Here is a 16,891-nt window from a genome sequence, read left to right as displayed (position 1 = left end):
CGCCACCTCCGACCTGCCTTCTGAACAATCAGATCACGCTCGCGATCGAGCCTTCAGGCGCCCTCTCCTCTGGCTGATCGGTCACGGAAAGACGGCGCGCGAGGGCGCCCTTGAAAGCCAGGCAGGCCGCCACGCCGACCGCGCCGATCGCGGCGTGGCCCAGCCAGAAGGTGGTGTGGGGCGTGGTCTCGTAGAACCGTCCCAGCCAGCCGACGGTCAGGTTGGCGGTGAACAGGCTGAGGAACGCCACGCCCATCAGGGTCGCTTTGAGCGACGGCGGCGCGCTCTGCGCGACCAGGGCCAGGACGATCGGCCAGGTGAACAGATAGCCCCAGTCGCAGATGGCGAAATAGACGAAGCCCCACAGCACGTGCAGCGTCCCCGGCCCAGCCGAGGTCGCCTGCAGCAGCGCCAGCAGGACGTCGGCGACCGCCACGCAGCCGCAGCCCAGGGCGATGCTGCCGATGGCGCTCAACGGACGCCCTTGCGCGGCCAGCCTTCCGGTGAAGGCCAGGGCCAGCGGCGTGAAGGCCACGGTGAACAGGCCGTCGGCGGCCAGGTACCAGCTGACCGGAACCTGGAAGCCGAACACCTGGCGGTCGGTCATCTCCCGCAGCCACAGCGGCAGGACGTTGGAGCTCTGGCCGAACGGGATGTTGTACAGCGTGGCCAGGACGAAGACGCCGATCAGGGCCAGGACGGTCAGGCGCTGGTGGCGGGTCAGCGGCGCGGCGGCCCTCGCCTGCTGGACGGGCGGATCGGGCGGCAGATGCCTGGCGCCCGCCAGATAGACCCCCATGCCCACGAGCATGCCGATCCCGGCCGCGCCGAAGCCCCAGTGCCAGCCCAGGGTCTCGCCCAGCGCGCCGCAGATCAGCGGCCCGGCCATGGCCCCGGTGTTGATGCCGACATTGAACAGCAGATAGCCCCGCCGTCGCCCCTCGGCGTCCTCGGGCGGATAGAGCAGACCCACTTGGGTGGAGATGTTGCCCTTCAGGCAGCCGCAGCCGACGATCAGCAAGGCCAGGGCGATCAGGAAGCCGGCGCTGGTGGCCAGCAGCAGGTGCCCGGCCGCCATCAGCACCGCGCCCAGCACCACCGTGCGCCGGCGTCCCAGCACCCGGTCGCCGATGATCCCGCCGAATACGGGGGTCAGGTAGACGAGACCGGCATAGAGCCCGAAGATCTGCGAGGCCAGAGCCTGGGTCGACAGCGGCCCCGTCACCGATTCCAGCGCGTGGCGGAACGGCTCGAAGCCGATGACCTTGCTGTCGACGTCGCCGCGCAGCAGGCTGTCGACCATGTAGAGCACCAGCAGCGCCTGCATGCCGTAGAAGGAAAAGCGCTCCCACACCTCGGTGAACGCGAGATAGAGCAGGCCGCGCGCCGAGGCGGGCCGAACGGTCGGCATTCACGCCTCCCCAGACGTGGTTATTTATAATACCGTATACTGTATCTATAGCGACGCAAGGCAGGGAGACATTACAAATGGCTGGATCGATCGAAGGCGCCAGCCGGCGCGGCCTGGCGGCGCTGGCCCTGGCGATGACCGCGGCGCCGGCGCTGGCCGCGCCCAAGGCGTGCGCGAGCATCGACCCGGCGGTCGAGACCAGCGCCATCCTCAAGGTGATCGCCGACATGCAGGCGGCGTGGAACCGCGGCGACTTCCACGGCTACATGGCCGGGTTCCTGAACCCCGGCGTGGTGTTCGTGTCCAAGGGCCGCTTCCAGAGCGGATGGCAGGGCACGCTGGACCACTACATCCGCGACTACGGCGCCTCGGTCGAGACGCGCGGCGAGGTGCGGTTCTACGACATCAAGGTCGAGATGCTGGGCCCCGACGCCGCCCAGCTGATCAGCCGCTACGAGCTGAACCGGCCCAAGCAGGGCCAGCGGGGGATCAACACCCGGCTGATGCGCAAGGTCGATGGGCGATGGGTCATCGCCCTGAACCACGTCTCGGCCGAGGAAGCCCCCTCGCCTGCCTAGTGTTTGGCGCCTAGCGCTTCTCCGACTTGGCCAGCAGCTCGACCAGGTCCTTCTTCCAGAACTTGGCCCAGGTGTGGGTGCCGTGGCCGCGCGTGTCGGGCGTGGCCTGGATCAGGATGAACTTGCCGTTCTTCAGCCGCTTGGCCGCCGGCTCGGCGATGCCCAGGCTGGGCGGGTTGATGAAGTCGTCGCTGGAGTTCACCCAGGTCATCGGCGCGGTGATCTTCTCCAGGTCCTTCGAGGGGTCATAGTCGCTGGAGGCGGCGATCTGGTAGAGCAGGTCGTTGGCGTCGCGCGTCGGCAGGTCCTTGGCGAAGCGCTCTTCGAAGAAGGCGTCGGCGGCGTCGCGGGTCGGCGCCGCGGCCTGCCAGTTCGGCGGGGCCGAGCCGGCGACGAGCAGCAGGCTGACCGCGCCGCGCAGGCCCAGGACCGGCTGCTGCTGGTAGTCGCCGCCCATCCAGGCCGGGTCGGCCTTGATCGACTCCATCGCCGCCTTGCGCCAGACGCGGTTCAGGCCCGCGATCTGCACGGGCAGGCAGGCCATCGGCATGATCGCCTGGGCAAAGTCGGGATGCAGCTCGCCCCACATGAAGCCGTGCATGCAGCCCATCGAGGTGCCCATCAAGAGGCGCAGATGGTCGATCTTCAGGCCATCGACCAGCAGCAGGCGCTGGGCCTCGACCATGTCGGCATAGCCATAGTGCGGGAACTTGGCGCGCAGGCCGTTGCTGGGCTTGGACGAGGCGCCGTGGCCGATGCCGTCGGGCAGGATGATGTAGTAGCGGGTGATGTCCAGCGGCTGGCCGGGGCCGTAGAGCTCGTCGGCGAACTGCGGCGACAGGAACTGCGCGCCCGTGCCGCCGGTGCCGTGCAGCACCATCACCGCGTTGGTCACGTGGCCTTGGGCGTCGCGCTTGGGCTGCCCCAGCGTGCGGTAGTGCAGCTTGAGGTCCTTCAGGGTCTCGCCCGACTTGAAGGTGAAGTTCGGGACGACGTAGTCGCCCTGCGTGACCTGCTCCGCGTAAGGCGTCGCCGCCATGGCCGAGCCAGCCGTGGCCAGGAGCAATGCGCTGAACGCCGCTGCCAGGATCCTCATGCGCTTCTCCCCTTGCGCCGCTTGTGTTTCGAGTAATCGTATACGTTATGGATTCCGATAAGGTCCAGACCCAAGCGAGGGGCGCATGAACATCTGGCTGATCGGATGCGGCAACATGGGCGGCGCCCTGCTGCGCGGTTGGCTGGCGCAGGGTCTTGGCGGGATGACGGTGGTTGATCCCAAGCAGCCGGAGGGCGAGGCGGCCTACCTGCCCCATGTCCCAGCGGACGCCGCGCCGGCCGCCGTCGTGGTCCTGGCCGTCAAGCCGCAGAAGCTGGACGAGGTGATCGCGCCTTTGCAGCCGCTGGTCGGGCCGGAGACCGTGATCCTGTCGGTGCTGGCCGCGCCGGGCATCGCCGCGCTGAAGGCCGCCTTCCCTGGCGCGGCGGCGATCATCCGCACCGTGCCCAACCTCCCTGCCTCTATCGGCAAAGGGATCACGTCCGTCTTCGCCGAGCCGCCCTCGCCCCGGGTCACCGATCTGGCCGAACGACTGCTCGCGCCGCTGGGCCAGGTGCTCTGGCTGGACGACGAGGCCCAGTGTGACGCCGTCACCGCCGTGGCCGGCTGCGGTCCGGCGTTCCTGTTCCGCTTCGCCGACGCGATGATCAAGGCCGGCCAGGACCTGGGCCTGCCCGCCGCCATGACCACGAAGCTGGTCGAGGCGACCCTGTCGGGCTCGGTCGAACTGCTGCTGCGTTCCGGCGATCCGCCCAGCCGACTGGCCGCCCGCGTGGCCAGTCCGGGCGGCGTCACCCTGGAGGGCCTGAAGGTCCTGGATCATGACGCGGCGCTGGAAACCCTGATGCGGCGCACCCTGATCGCGGCCCGCGATCGCAGCGTCGAAATGGGCGGTGGCTGACTAAGGCCAAGCTTTCTCCGCGATCGGACGGAACCTTAACCGCGCCGCGCCGTTAGAGGCCTTGCGATGGGGTGCGCGGTTCGGGGATATCCAGTGATTTTAAAGCGTACTAAGAAGCTTTGCGTCGGCAGGCCGACTGTCCGCGCGTGCGAACGCCTCTACGCCGTTCCGCGCCCGCGCTGACCTCCGCCAGATCGCTCCCCCGAACCTTTCCGACACAGAGAACGCCATGTCCCTGATCGAACCGCGCAACGCGTCGATGGCCCGCACCCGAGCGGAGCTGTGGTCCGCGCTGGGCATGGGCCTGGCCCTGGCCTTCTTCCTGATCAGCGGCACGATCGCCTATCGCAACATCGAGACCCTGCGCACCAGCAGCGAGCAGATCTGGCATACCCACGAGGTGCTGATCGCGCTGGACGACCTGCTGTCGACCACGCAGGACGCCGAGACCGGCCAGCGCGGCTACCTGCTGACCGGCAACGACCGCTATCTGGAGCCCTATCAGCGCGCCGTGACCGACGTCGCCACGCGCACGGAAGTGGTCGCCTCGCTGACCAAGGACAACCCGACCCAGCAGGCCAACCACGTCCAGCTCAAGCGCCACATCGACGCCAAGCTGGCCGAGCTGGCCGAGACCGTCGAACTGCGACGCACGCAGAGCGCGGCGGCCGCGCTGGCCGTCGTCACCACCGATCGCGGCAAGGCCGAGATGGACGCCATCCGCCAGCAGATCAGCGTCATGCGCACCGAAGAGAACCGCCTGCGCGATATCCGCCTGGCCGAGATGGACGTGGCGCATCGGACGGCCACGATCAGCAGCGTGCTGTCGGCTCTGCTGGGCGCGGTGCTGACCTTCGCCATCTTCGCTCTGATCCGCCGCAGCGGCCAGGCCCACGCCCGCCAGCAGTGGCTGCAGGTCGGCCAGGTCGGCCTGTCCGAAGCGATGATGGGCGACAAGACCGTCGAGGAGCTCAGCGACAGCATCCTGCGCTTCCTGTCCCAGTACGTCGGCTTCCAGGCCGGCGCGCTGTTCAAGGGCGAGAACGGCCACTTCTACCGCGCCGCGGCCCTGGGCATCCCGGCCGACGCCGACACCCCGCTGCGCTTCGACATCAAGGAAGGCCTGCTGGGCAAGGTCGCCGCCGAGGGCCATGCGACCATCGTCCGCGACGTGCCGGACGGCTACCTGACCATCGGCTCGGCCCTGGGCCACGACAAGCCCAAGCACCTCGTCCTGGTCCCGACCCACGCCGACGACATCGTCAACGCCGTCATCGAGCTGGGCTTCCTGCACGCGGTCGACAGCCAGGTGCTGGAACTGCTGGAGCAGGCCTCGACCTCGATCGGCGTCTCGCTGCGCTCGGCCCGCTACCGCTCGCAGCTGCAGAACGCCCTGGAAGAGACCCAGCGCCAGTCCGAGGAGCTGCAGGTCCAGAGCGAGGAGCTGCGCGTCTCCAACGAGGAGCTGGAGGAACAGGGCCGCGCCCTGAAGGAATCCCAGACCCGCCTGGAGCAGCAGCAGGTCGAGCTGGAGCAGACCAACAGCCAGCTGGAGGAACAGGCCCAGACCCTGGAGACCCAGCGCGACGAGCTGGAGCGCACCAGCGCCGCCATCCAGCTGAAGGCCCGCGAACTGGCCCAGGCCAGCCAGTACAAGTCCGACTTCCTGGCCAATATGAGCCACGAGCTGCGCACGCCGCTCAATTCGCTGCTGATCCTGTCGAAGCTGCTCAGCGACAACCCGGCCGGCAACCTGTCGGGCGAGCAGGTCAAGTTCGCCCAGACCATCGAGTCCTCGGGCAACGACCTGCTGACCCTGATCAACGACATCCTGGACCTGTCGAAGATCGAGGCCGGCCATATCGAGGTGCGTCCCGAAAGCGTGCCGCTGCAACGCCTGACCGGCGACCTGCGCTCGCTGTTCCAGCCCGTGGCCGACGAGCGCAAGCTGGACTTCCAGATCAAGCTGGCCAAGGACGCCCCTGCCCTGCTGGAGACCGATCGCCAGCGGCTGGAGCAGATCCTCAAGAACCTGCTGTCGAACGCCTTCAAGTTCACGCAAGGCGGCGGCGTCACCCTGGCCATCGCCCCGGTCGGCGACGACGAGATCGCCTTCGCGGTGACCGACACCGGCATCGGCATCAAGTCGGAACAGAAGGAAAGCATCTTCGAGGCCTTCCGCCAGGCCGACGGCACCATCAGCCGCAAGTACGGCGGCACGGGCCTGGGCCTGTCGATCAGCCGTGAATTGTCGCGCCTGCTGGGCGGCAAGATCACGCTGGAAAGCACGCCGGGCGAAGGCAGCACCTTCACCGTCACCATCCCGCGCGCCTACGACCCGGCCCGCGTCGCGGCGCGTCCCGAACCGTCGGCCGCCCCGGCCCCCGCGCCGAGCGCGCCGGCCCGCGCCGCCAAGCCGATGACCATGACGATCGACGACGACCGTCACGACCTGACCACGGGCCGCCGCGTGCTGCTGGTCATCGAGGACGACGACAAGTTCGCCGGCATCGTCCGCGACCTGTCGCGGGAGCTCGGCTTCCAGTGCCTGGTCGCCGGCACCGCCGAGGACGCCCTGAAGCTGGCCCGCCAGTTCAAGCCCAGCGCCGTGGTGCTGGACGTCGGCCTGCCCGACGAGTCCGGCCTGATGGTGCTGGACCGCCTGAAGCGCGACGACGCCACCCGCCACATCCCGATCCACGTCATCTCGGGCTCAGATCACAGCCAGACCGCCCTGTCGCTGGGCGCGATCGGCTACATGGTCAAGCCGGTCAAGCGCGAGGCCCTGGCCGAGGTGCTGACCAACCTGCAATCGAAGCTGGCGAGCACGGTGCGTCGCGTCCTGATCGTCGAGGACGACGACGTGCAGCGTGACGCGGTCGGCAAGCTCTTGTCCTCGGGCGATGTCGAGACCGTCGGCGTCGGCACCGCCGCCGAGTGCCTGGAACTGCTGAAGACCGAGACCTTCGATTGCATGGTCCTGGACCTGTCGCTGCCGGACGCCTCGGGCTTCAGCCTGCTGGAAACGCTGAGCCAGGACGGCGAGCACGCCTTCCCGCCGGTCATCGTCTATACCGGCCACGACCTGTCGGCCGACGACGAGACGCGCCTGCGCCGCTATTCCAGCTCGATCATCATCAAGGGCGCCAAGTCGCCCGAGCGCCTGCTGGACGAGGTGTCGCTGTTCCTGCACCAGGTGGTGGCCGAGCTGCCGCCCGAGCAGCAGAAGATGATCAAGAAGGCCCGCAACCGCGACGCGGTGCTGGAAGGCCGCCGGGTGCTGATCGTCGAGGACGACATCCGCAACGTCTATTCGCTGACGAATGTGCTGGAGCCGCGCGGCGCCATCATCGAGATCGCCCGCAACGGCCAGGAAGCCATCGAGGCCCTGGATCGCTCGGCGCAGGGCGACCCGGCCAACGCCGTCGATCTGGTCCTGATGGACGTGATGATGCCGGTGAAGGACGGCCTGACCGCGACCCGCGAAATCCGTCAGGACCCGCGCTGGGCCAAGCTGCCGATCCTGATGCTGACCGCAAAGGCCATGCCCGACGACCAGGAGCGCTGCATCGCCGCCGGCGCCAGCGACTACATGGCCAAGCCCATCGACGTGGACAAGCTGCTGTCGCTGGTCCGGGTCTGGATGCCGAGGTAGGGCGTGTCAGACCAAGTCGAAGACCTCGAGATCCAGCTGCTGCTGGAGGCGCTGTTCCAGCGCTATCACTACGACTTCCGCCACTATGCGCGGGCGTCGATCAAACGCCGCCTGATCCAGGCGCGCCTGCAACTGGGTTTCCCGACCATCTCGGGCATGCAGGACCGCGTGCTGCACGACGCCTCGATGCTGCCGCGCCTGCTGGACTTCCTGACGGTCCAGGTCAGCGAGATGTTCCGCGACCCGACCTACTTCAAGGCCCTGCGCGAGAAGGTGCTGCCGCACCTTAGAACCTACCCCTCGCTGAAGGTCTGGATCGCCGGCTCCAGCACCGGCGAGGAGGTCTATTCGATGGCCATCCTGTTCAAGGAGGAAGGCCTCTACGACCGGACCATCTTCTACGCGACCGACATCAATCCCGAGGCTCTGGCGGCGGCAGAAGCCGGCGTCTACGCCATCGATCGCATCCGCAAGTTCACCGAGAACCACCAGAAGTCGGGCGGCAAGTCGTCGCTCTCGGACTACTACACAGCCGCCTATGGCCGCGCCGCGTTCGACAAGGGCCTGCGCGAGCGGGTGGTGTTCTCCGACCACAGCCTGGTCACCGACGCGGTGTTCGCCGAGATGCATCTGATCTCGTGCCGCAACGTGATGATCTATTTCGATCGCCCTTTGCAGGACCGCGCCATCGGCCTGTTCCACGAGTCCCTGGCCCGCAAGGGCTTCCTGGGGCTGGGCTCGAAGGAGAGCCTGCGCTTCTCCAGTCACGCGGGCGGCTTCAACGACTTCGTGCCCGGCGAGAAGATCTATCAGAGGCGCGAGCCATGACCGCGACGCCGACAAAGGCGGTGGCGATCGGGGCCTCCGCGGGCGCGGTGCAGGCGCTGTTGACCATCCTGCCCGCCCTGCCCGCCAGCTTCTCGCTGCCGGTGCTGGTGGTGGTGCACGTGCCGGCCGACCGCTCGAACGTGCTGGTCCCGCTGTTCCAGTCCAAATGCCGGATCACCGTCAAGGAAGCCGAGGACAAGGAGCCGATCCAGAACGGCGTCATCTATTTCGCGCCGTCGGACTACCACCTGCTGGTCGAGACGGACGGCTGCCTGGCCCTATCCACCGACGAGCTGGTGAACTATTCCCGCCCCTCGATCGACGTCCTGTTCGAGAGCGCGGCGGATTTCTACCGCGACGGCCTGGTCGGGGTGATCCTGACGGGGGCCAATCACGACGGCGCCGCCGGCCTCAAGGCCGTGATGGATGTCGGCGGCGTGGCGATCGTCGAGAACCCGGACGGGGCCTACGCCTCGGCCATGCCCAACGCGGCGCTGGAGGCCACCCCTTCGGCGACGATCATGAACCACGCGCAAATCGTATCCTACCTGTCGAGTCTGGGGACCGCACGATGACGGCGGACAAACCGATCAACTTCCTGCTGGTCGACGACCTGGAGGAGAACCTGCTGGCGCTGGAGGCCCTGCTGCAGCGCGAGGGCCTGACCTGCCTGAAGGCGCGCTCGGGCGAGCAGGCGCTGGAGCTGCTGCTGGTCCACGACGTGGCCCTGGCCCTGCTGGACGTGCAGATGCCGGAGATGAACGGCTTCGAGCTGGCCGAGTTCATGCGCGGCAACACTCGCACCAGCCACGTGCCGATCATATTCGTCACCGCCGGCGTCGCCGACGCCCGTCGCCGTTTCCGGGGCTATGAGGCCGGGGCCGTCGACTTCATCCAGAAGCCGGTCGAGGCCGACGTGCTGCGCAGCAAGGCCGCCGTGTTCTTCGACCTCTATCGCCAGCGCCAGCAGATCGAGGCTCAACGCGACGAGCTGGACCTGGCCGCCCAGGCCCTGCGGCGCGCCGATCGACACAAGGACAGCTTCCTGGCCGTGCTGGCCCACGAACTGCGCAACCCGGTCGCGGCGCTGAGCGGCGGCCTGCATCTGCTGGGCAAGGACCTGGCGCCCGAACGCGCTACCGACATCCGCATCCGCATGGACCGGATGCTGACCCACCTGTCGCATCTGGTCGACGACCTGCTGGACGTCTCGCGCGTCAGCCAGGGCAAGATCTCGCTGCGCAAGTCGCGGATCGAGCTGACCGAGATCCTGCACTCGGCGATCGAGGCCAGCCAGCACAATCTGGACGCCGGCAAGCACCAGTTCGTCGTCGAGATGCCGGCCGAGCCAGTCTGGCTGGACGCCGACCACACGCGCCTGGCCCAGGTGGTGTCCAACCTGCTGAACAACGCCGCCAAATACACGCCCGAGGGCGGGACCGTGACCCTGACGGCGGTCGCCGACGGGGCCATGGCCGAGATCCGCGTGTCCGATACCGGGGTCGGCATCCCGCCCGAGATGCAGTCGCGCATCTTCGAGATCTTCGCCCAGGTCGAGGACCACCTGACCAAGGCTCAAGGCGGCCTCGGCATCGGCCTGGCCCTGGCCAAGCAGCTGGTGTCCCTGCACGGCGGCACGCTGGGCGTGGCCAGCGCCGGTCAGGACCAGGGCAGCGTGTTCACGGTGCGCGTGCCGATCGCGGTGGACGAGGCCTAGGCGGAGCCGAAAACCTCGTCCTTCGACAAGCTCAGGATGAGGTTTTCTACCGCCACGGCCTGAAAGTAGTCCTCATCCTGAGCTTGTCGAAGGACGAGGACGGCCCCGCTGCCCTACGCCGCGAACACCCTCCGCCCCTTCTCCACCGACATCCGGTGCGTCCCGGCGATCTCCAGACTGCGCGCCTTGATGGTCTGCAGGAACAGCCACTCGCCGGTCACGCGCTGGGGCGTGATCTGCATCATCATGTAGCCGCGCTGGCTGGTGTCGGCGAACTTCATCTCGGGATTGGCGGCCATGAAGCCCGCCGCCACCACCTTGGGATCGGCGCCCATGTCGCCTTCCAGGCCGCTGGAGGTCACGCCCTGGCCGGCGAACTCGACCCCGGCGGGCTTGCCGCCCTCCATCAGGCCGTAGGCCCAGGCGTTGTGGCTGTCGCCCGACAGCATGACCAGGTCGGCGTCGGCGGCCTGGGCGGATTTTAAGAGGCGCGAGCGCGCGGCCGGATAGCCGTCCCAGCGGTCCATCCACATCGGCAGCCCTTGAGCCGCCGCGCGGATGTTGTTCTGGTAGCTGGCGACCTTGCGGGCGTTGGTCTCGGGCCGCAGCCAATCGACCGCGCCCTTGGGCATGACGGTGCGGCCCAGGATGGTGCCCATGCCGATCATCTGCCAGCCGCCGGACTTGGCGTTGGCCTTCATGCTGTGGGCCAACCAGCTTTCCTGGGTCGAGCCCATCATGGTCGCGGACGGGTCCCGCCACGGTCCGTCGCGGAACGCCTTCAGCGCCGCATCCGGGTCTTCGGCCTTGAACGTCGCGCCGATGTCGGCCTGCTGGGTGCGGGCCAGCAGCCGCGACTCCGTGCGGTAGAGCGTCGCTAGCGTGCCGATCGGATAGGCCTTCCAAGGCTCGTCCGAGACCGGCATCCACTCGCGATAGACCTGCATGGCGGCGGCGCGGCGGACGTTCCAGTCGCCTTCCTTGGCCGGCTGGTGGTTGGCCGCCCCGCCTTCCCAGCTGTCATTGGCCGACTCGTGGTCGTCCCACAGCGCCACCATCGGCGCGACCTGGTGCAGGCGCTGCAGGTCCGGGTCGGCGCGGTAGAGCGAATAACGCATCCGGTAGTCGGCGATGTTGAGGATTTCGGTCGCCGGCAGCAGCGTGCGGCCCGGCCCCCAGTCGCCGTCCTTCAGCGAGGCGACGCCGTTCTCATAGATGTAGTCGCCGGTGTGCAGCCACAAATCGAGGTCCTTGCGCTCGGCGGCGTGGCCATAGGCGTTGAACACGCCGTACGGCAGGTTCGAGCACGAGAACACCGCCAGGCCGAACCGCGCGGCGGGACCGACCGGCAGGGTCTTGGTGCGGCCGACCGGTGACTTGGTCCCGTCCGGCGCCACGAAGCGGAACCAGTAGACGGTCGCGGGCTTGAGGCCATCCACCGTGACCTTGGCGGTCCAGTCGCGCCAGACGCCGGTGCGCACGGTTCCACCGGCGACCACCTTGGCGAAGCCGGGGTCCAGGGACAGCTCGACGTCGAGGCGCAGGGTCCCCTCGCCCGCCGCCGGGACATAGCGTGTCCACAGCAGCATGGCGTCGGAGGCGGGCTCGCCGCTGGCGACGCTGTGGGTGAAGCCGGTGGCGGTCAGCAGCTGGCGGGCCAGGGCCGCGCCGGCCGGCAGCGCCAGGGCGGCCAGGCCCAGGCTGCCGCCCAGGATCAGGTTGCGGCGATCGATCTTCAGAACCATGACGCGGTCCTCGAGCTTTGGATTTTCGGAAAAGGAAATGGCCGCGCCGAAGGGGGCGGCGCGGCCATGGACGGAACCTGAGCGACCTAGAAGGTGCCCTTGATCCCGACGTTCCACATCGAACCGTAGATGCTGTACTGCTGCACCCGGCTGCGATCGTTCGAATAGATGATGTCCGGCGCGTTGAAGATGTTGCGGCCGGCCAGCATGACCTCGAACTGACGGTTGATCTTGTAGCTGGCGCTGACGTTCCAGAGCTCGCGCGGGGCGTGGTACAGGATGCCGTTGTTGGCGGTCGTCGGCGTATTGCTGAGCGCGCTGGTGCGGTACTTGCCCTGGGCGTTGCCGGTCAGCTGGAAGTCGAACTTGCCGTAGCTGTAGCGCAGGCCCCAGTTGGCCGCCGTCTTCGGCGTGTTCACGCGCACGCCGTCCGGATCCAGCTTGGTGATCGAACCGCGCAGGCCCAGGCCCCGCAGCATGCCCGGCAAGAAGGTCAGCTGCTGGTCGTATTCCAGCACGATGCCCTTGTTGGTGCTGGTGCCCGGCAGGTTCTGGGCGCTGCGGAAGGTGTAGCCAGCATAGTCGGCCGGGTTGTAGCCGACGTCTTCCGGGTTCACCGTGATGCCGGTGACCTGCATGTCCTTGACGTCCAGCTGATAGGCCGAGATGCCGATCACGCCCGACGGCTCCAGATAGTACTGCAGGCTGGCGAAGTACTTGGTCGAGTGCTCGGGCTTCAGCAGCGGGTTGGGCACGGTGACGAACAGGTTGGTGTCGTCCACGGCCACCACGCCGCCCAGATTGCCGTAGTCCGGACGCAGGATCGACTGGCTGAAGGCCAGCTGGCCGACCAGCTTCTTGGTGAAGTCGTACTTGGCGCCGCCGCTCAGGAACCAGTCGTCATACTCGCCGTGGCGGGTCGTGTAGGCGCCGTTGCGGTACTGGTACAGCAGGCCCGGCACGGTGCTGACCGACAGGCCGGCGGCGGTGACTTCCTTGGCCGAGCGGATGTCGGCGACGCGGGCGTCGGTCTGGGTCTTCTCGTAGCGCAGGCCAAGGTCGAACTGGGCCTTGCCGACGCGCGGCTGCACTTCGAAATAGGCCGCCTGGACCGTCTCGCCGACCTTCTTGTTGTTGTCCAGCTGGCGCTTCAGATTGCCGACGGTGTCGGGCACGAAGTACTCGGGGTGCTGGGCGTAGATGTCGTAGGTCGCGTAGTTGCTGTCGGCGCGCCAGTGCTGGTCGTTCAGGTTGCCGGCGTCGAAGCCGTGGATCAGGAACTGATAGCCCTTGGTCCAGGGGATGACGGCTTCCGGGGCCTTCTGGGTCAGGTCGCCCGTCGGGCCGACATACTGGAACTGCTGGAACGAGCCCTCATTGGTCTTCCAGACGTTGGTCCGGTAGGTGCCGCCGGCCAGGATCTTCAGCTGCACATCGCCGAGGGTGAGCTTCTTCTTCAGGTCCAGATTGGCGCCGTACATGCGGTTGCCAGCGTCGGATTCCGACGTGCGGATGTTGTTGCCGATGTCGTCGTCACGATTGAAGCTGGTCGGATCGCTCCACGAGCGGCCGGCGGTCTGCTTCAGGGTCCATTCGTTTGACTCCGTCGAGGCGCGGTCCAGCGTGAAACCGATACGGGTCAGGTAGTCGTCGGTGCGCTGGAAGAAGCCCTTGGAATTGTCCCGGAAGTTGAACTCCGAGCTGGAATAGCTGCCGCGCAGCAGGGCCTCGAAGGTGTCCCCGCGATATTCCAGCTTCGGCGAGAACACCCACGAGGGCGTGCCGGCGTAGCGGTGCGAATACTGGGTGTGCAGACGGGTGTTGGTCCCGTTCGGATTGACCACGATGTGGGTCGGGGTCGAGTCCGCCGTGGTCTGCGACGCCGTCGTCGTGCCGAAGATCAGGAAGGTGTACTGGTTGAAGTACTCGACGTCGTAGAACGAGTAGCTCGAGCGCAGCGACGCCGCCCACTGGTCGTTGATCTTGTAGTCGACGCTGAGGTTGGCGGCCTTGCGGTGGGTCAGCTTCGGACCCGGGCGCCACATCACCTGATAGGGCATCACCCGGCCGCTCGCCAGGTACGACCAGTCGGTCTGGATGCGGTCCTGCTGGACGAAGTTGGCGTTGTAGCTGGCGTTGAAGGCGATCCCCAGGCGGCCGTTCAGGAACACGTCCGCATAGCCCACCTGGGCCGACGGGAAGATCGTCGAGTGCTTCTTGTCGTCCGGCAGGTACTGGCGCGACAGCGTGGAGTCGGACGTGCCGACGCCGCCCAGCTGGAAGCGCAGCAGACGGCTGTTGCGCTGGAACGCGTACTTGCTGCGCAGGTTGATGGCGCCGCCGGGGCTGTCGGCGTCCATGCTGGCCTGCAGGGTGTTGTTCAGCTCGATGGAGTCGATGCCGGTGATCGACATCTGCTCGAACGAGTTCTGGCGGCCGTTGTTGTTGTTCGAGGTGGCGGTCGCCATGCGGGCGCCGTCGGTGGTGAAGGTCGAGTATTTCGGGTCCAGGCCGCCGATGCGGACGGCCGTGGCGTCGACCTCGGTGTAGTCGATCGACAGGCCGGGCATGTTCTTCATGAACTCGCCCACGTCGCCCATGGTCAGGGCGCCGAAGTTGTCGGCGGCGACCACGGTCTTGGCGTTGGTCGAGGCGCGGCGCTCCATGATGGCGGCGGCCTGGCCTTCGCGCTTGGCGGTGATGGTCACCGCTTCGACGCCTTCGGTGGCCGAGGCCAGCGGCTGCAGCGAGAACTCGACGGTCGCCGTCTGGTCCGAGGTGACCGTGACGACCTGCTTGGATTCCTGCAGGCCCGCATATTTGACCACCACGGTCACGTCGCCGGCCGGGACGCCGGTCAGTCGAAAGTCGCCGCCGTTCTCGGACAGGGCGACGATCGGCGTGCCCTCGACCCGGACCTCGGCGTTGCGGACGTACTCATTGGTCGCGGTGTTGAAGACCCGGCCGCGAACCATGCCCGAGCCCACGCCGGCCTGGGGGCGCGAGGCGCCCGCGGCGGACGCGGCCTTCAAGGTGATGATCTGGCCGTCGTCGCTGTCGATGCGCAGGGCGGTGCCCGCGATCAGGCGACGCAGCGCCGCACGCACGTCCATCGTGCCCTTCACGGCCGGGGTCTGGACGCCGTTCAGGTCGCGCGCCGGCGCCACGATCTGCACCTGGCCCTGACGGGCCAGCTCGGGGATGGCGCGGACGGCCGCCTGGGCCGGGATGTCGAAGACGCGTTCCTGCGCCATGGCGGGCACGGCGATCGCAAGCGTCATGATCGACGCCCCGCAGGCGAGGAAGGAATAACGGGAAGTCATAGGCCAGTGCCCCCAAAGTCATCGCGTTGGTCGCGACCTTCGCGATTGAGAGGAACCGCCCGAGGCCTTCCGCTAACGGTAACAAAAACTTCTTATTCGGCGACCGATCGACGGCTCAGCACCACGGTGTCGCCCGTCTGGTCCAGTTTCGCGTCGAACACCCGCGCGATGGCCCGACTGAAACCCACCGGATCATTTGCCGCGAACAGGCCCGTGACCGGCTCGCGCGCCAGGACAGGGTCGTCGACCTGGATGCGGGTGCCGCTGTAGCGGGCGAACACGGCCGCCGCCTGGCTCAGCGTCTCGCCCTCGAAGGCCAGCTTGCCCTCGCGCCAGGCCAGCTCGCGCGTGACCGTCTCGGGCGCGATGGCCTGCGGGCGTTCGGCGGCGGGATGGTCGGACAGTAGCAGCCGCGTATTGCTGGCGAGGCGAACCGCGTGGGCCGAGATCAGGACCGGCGCGACCTCGACCAGGCCCTGGTTGACCAGCACGTCGACGGGCGCCTGTTCCAGCTTGCGGACGCGGAAATTGGCCTGCGCCGTGCTCAGCTGCCGCCCGTCGACCTCGACGATGAACGGCCGCTGGTCGTCGCGCGCCACCGAGAAATAGGCCTCGCCCTTCAGCAGGGTGACGACGCGCCGGCCTTTGTCGTAGCGGACGCGGATCTTGGTCTCGGTGTTCAAGAGGACGGTGGAGCCATCCTTCAGCGGGGCCAGACGGATCTCGCCACGCTCGGTGCTGATCACCGTGCCGGCGGCGGCGGGCAGGCCCACGGCCAGGGCGGCCATGGACGCGGCCACGGCCGCGCCGCCGCCCCACGCCAGCGCTTGGCGGCGGGACAGGCGCGCGACCTTCGGTTCGCTGAAGTCGGCGGGATCGAAACCGTCGCCCAGCGCTTGGGCCGACTCGCTCATCATCGACAGGGCCTGGGCGCGCAGCATCGCGCCCTTGCGGCGCGGATCGCCCTTCAGCCAGGCCTGATAGGCCTCTTCGTCCTGCGTCGTCAGAGGTCCACGGTCCAGCCGCGCCGTCCAGTCGGACGCCGCCTGATCAATGTCTCGACTGGATTCTCGCTGTGCCATCTACGGGCGCAATCTCCGCTTTCAAAGTCTTAGAGGTTTGAGGCCGCCGGTTTCCGCTACGACCAAACCAATCAATCAAAAATAGGACGCCTCGGGATATGTGAGTCTCGACCGTATTCTCGGAAATCCGCATCTGCGCGGCGATCTCGCGCTGAGGCAATCCCTTGACCCGCCTGAGCACGAAAGCTTCGCGGGTCTTGGCCGGCATCGCCGCGATCGCCTGGGCCAGTTGGCGAAGTTCATCGCGATCGATCGCCAAGCGCTCGGGCGTCGCGGCTTCGTCCGGATGCTCCAGCCGCTCCAGGTCCTCGACCGTCTGGATCGAGACGATGCGGGCCCGGCGCACGTGGCGCACCACGATCGAGCGGGCCACCTGGAAGAGATAGGCGCGCGGATGGCGGATGCCCTCGACGCTCTCCAGCTCGGCCAGGATGGCGTAGGATTCCTGGATGACGTCGTCGGGATCGACCCCGACCGGCGCGCTGCGCGTCAGCCAGCCCCGCAGCGCGGATTCGTGCGGCAGGATGTTCCGCAGGAACCACCGCGTTCTTTCCCTGTCGGCGCTCATTGTCTGTCCGCTGACTGCTCACCCCG

At 67.7% G+C, this 16,891-nt stretch carries 12 protein-coding genes; 6 read left to right on the top strand and 6 right to left on the bottom strand.

Annotated features, from left to right (window positions below; translation table 11 throughout):
* Positions 1-28 precede the first annotated feature (28 nt).
* Complete coding sequence (locus AC07YH_RS08810) at positions 29-1,411, bottom strand: peptide MFS transporter (RefSeq protein WP_494746627.1); 1,383 nt, start codon at positions 1,409-1,411, stop codon at positions 29-31.
* A gap of 77 nt (positions 1,412-1,488) precedes the next feature.
* Between AC07YH_RS08810 and AC07YH_RS08805 the strand changes: the two genes are divergently transcribed.
* Positions 1,489-1,989, top strand: a complete 501-nt coding sequence (locus AC07YH_RS08805; protein ID WP_494746626.1) for a nuclear transport factor 2 family protein — start codon at positions 1,489-1,491, stop codon at positions 1,987-1,989.
* A gap of 10 nt (positions 1,990-1,999) precedes the next feature.
* Here the strand turns inward: AC07YH_RS08805 and AC07YH_RS08800 are convergent, their stop codons facing one another.
* The gene (locus AC07YH_RS08800) at positions 2,000-3,085 is read right to left on the bottom strand and encodes an alpha/beta fold hydrolase (protein WP_494746625.1); all 1,086 of its coding nucleotides are present in this window, start codon (positions 3,083-3,085) and stop codon (positions 2,000-2,002) included.
* A gap of 85 nt (positions 3,086-3,170) precedes the next feature.
* Here AC07YH_RS08800 and proC point away from each other — a divergent pair, with 85 nt between their 5' ends.
* From proC to AC07YH_RS08775, 5 genes are all read left to right on the top strand, one after another.
* Entirely contained in the window at positions 3,171-3,947 is a 777-nt protein-coding gene (proC, locus tag AC07YH_RS08795; RefSeq protein WP_494746624.1) for a pyrroline-5-carboxylate reductase, read from the top strand.
* A 229-nt stretch (positions 3,948-4,176) separates the two neighbouring features.
* Positions 4,177-7,602 carry a response regulator gene (locus tag AC07YH_RS08790; RefSeq protein ID WP_494746623.1) on the top strand — a complete coding sequence of 1,142 codons (3,426 nt, stop codon included), beginning with the start codon at positions 4,177-4,179 and terminating at the stop codon, positions 7,600-7,602.
* A 3-nt stretch (positions 7,603-7,605) separates the two neighbouring features.
* On the top strand, positions 7,606-8,430 hold the full coding sequence (locus tag AC07YH_RS08785; protein ID WP_494746622.1) for a CheR family methyltransferase: 825 nt from the start codon (positions 7,606-7,608) through the stop codon (positions 8,428-8,430).
* A complete protein-coding gene (locus AC07YH_RS08780; protein ID WP_494746621.1) occupies positions 8,427-9,005 on the top strand; it encodes a chemotaxis protein CheB in 579 nt (192 codons plus the stop codon). The genes AC07YH_RS08785 and AC07YH_RS08780 overlap by 4 nt, the downstream gene beginning before the upstream one ends.
* Positions 9,002-10,147, top strand: a complete 1,146-nt coding sequence (locus tag AC07YH_RS08775; protein ID WP_494746620.1) for a hybrid sensor histidine kinase/response regulator — start codon at positions 9,002-9,004, stop codon at positions 10,145-10,147. The genes AC07YH_RS08780 and AC07YH_RS08775 overlap by 4 nt, the downstream gene beginning before the upstream one ends.
* Before the next feature lie 113 nt (positions 10,148-10,260).
* On the opposite strand, the gene AC07YH_RS08770 is transcribed toward AC07YH_RS08775, so the two are convergent.
* From AC07YH_RS08770 to AC07YH_RS08755, 4 genes are all read right to left on the bottom strand, one after another.
* Positions 10,261-11,892 carry an alkaline phosphatase D family protein gene (locus AC07YH_RS08770; RefSeq protein ID WP_494746619.1) on the bottom strand — a complete coding sequence of 544 codons (1,632 nt, stop codon included), beginning with the start codon at positions 11,890-11,892 and terminating at the stop codon, positions 10,261-10,263.
* A gap of 86 nt (positions 11,893-11,978) precedes the next feature.
* The gene (locus tag AC07YH_RS08765) at positions 11,979-15,173 is read right to left on the bottom strand and encodes an outer membrane beta-barrel protein (RefSeq protein ID WP_494746618.1); all 3,195 of its coding nucleotides are present in this window, start codon (positions 15,171-15,173) and stop codon (positions 11,979-11,981) included.
* 134 nt (positions 15,174-15,307) lie between these two features.
* The gene (locus AC07YH_RS08760; RefSeq protein WP_494746617.1) at positions 15,308-16,297 is read right to left on the bottom strand and encodes a FecR family protein; all 990 of its coding nucleotides are present in this window, start codon (positions 16,295-16,297) and stop codon (positions 15,308-15,310) included.
* Entirely contained in the window at positions 16,266-16,865 is a 600-nt protein-coding gene (locus AC07YH_RS08755) for an RNA polymerase sigma factor (protein WP_494746616.1), read from the bottom strand. The genes AC07YH_RS08760 and AC07YH_RS08755 overlap by 32 nt, the downstream gene beginning before the upstream one ends.
* Positions 16,866-16,891 lie beyond the last annotated feature (26 nt).

The sequence above is a fragment of the Caulobacter sp. GW456-12-1-14-TSB4 genome (genome assembly GCF_059424195.1).
The sequence above is the reverse complement of the archived record's forward strand: the minus strand, read 5'-3'. Positions and strand labels throughout refer to the sequence as shown.

What these genes read in the sequence shown, in the direction of transcription:
- proC (WP_494746624.1), top strand. Translation starts at nt 3,171, where the DNA reads ATGAACATCTGGCTGATCGGATGCGGCAACATGGGCGGCGCCCTGCTG.
- AC07YH_RS08805 (WP_494746626.1), top strand. Translation starts at nt 1,489, where the DNA reads ATGGCTGGATCGATCGAAGGCGCCAGCCGGCGCGGCCTGGCGGCGCTG.
- AC07YH_RS08765 (WP_494746618.1), bottom strand. Translation starts at nt 15,173, where the DNA reads ATGACGCTTGCGATCGCCGTGCCCGCCATGGCGCAGGAACGCGTCTTC.
- AC07YH_RS08780 (WP_494746621.1), top strand. Translation starts at nt 8,427, where the DNA reads ATGACCGCGACGCCGACAAAGGCGGTGGCGATCGGGGCCTCCGCGGGC.
- AC07YH_RS08800 (WP_494746625.1), bottom strand. Translation starts at nt 3,085, where the DNA reads ATGAGGATCCTGGCAGCGGCGTTCAGCGCATTGCTCCTGGCCACGGCT.
- AC07YH_RS08790 (WP_494746623.1), top strand. Translation starts at nt 4,177, where the DNA reads ATGTCCCTGATCGAACCGCGCAACGCGTCGATGGCCCGCACCCGAGCG.
- AC07YH_RS08755 (WP_494746616.1), bottom strand. Translation starts at nt 16,865, where the DNA reads ATGAGCGCCGACAGGGAAAGAACGCGGTGGTTCCTGCGGAACATCCTG.
- AC07YH_RS08770 (WP_494746619.1), bottom strand. Translation starts at nt 11,892, where the DNA reads ATGGTTCTGAAGATCGATCGCCGCAACCTGATCCTGGGCGGCAGCCTG.
- AC07YH_RS08810 (WP_494746627.1), bottom strand. Translation starts at nt 1,411, where the DNA reads ATGCCGACCGTTCGGCCCGCCTCGGCGCGCGGCCTGCTCTATCTCGCG.
- AC07YH_RS08760 (WP_494746617.1), bottom strand. Translation starts at nt 16,297, where the DNA reads ATGGCACAGCGAGAATCCAGTCGAGACATTGATCAGGCGGCGTCCGAC.
- AC07YH_RS08775 (WP_494746620.1), top strand. Translation starts at nt 9,002, where the DNA reads ATGACGGCGGACAAACCGATCAACTTCCTGCTGGTCGACGACCTGGAG.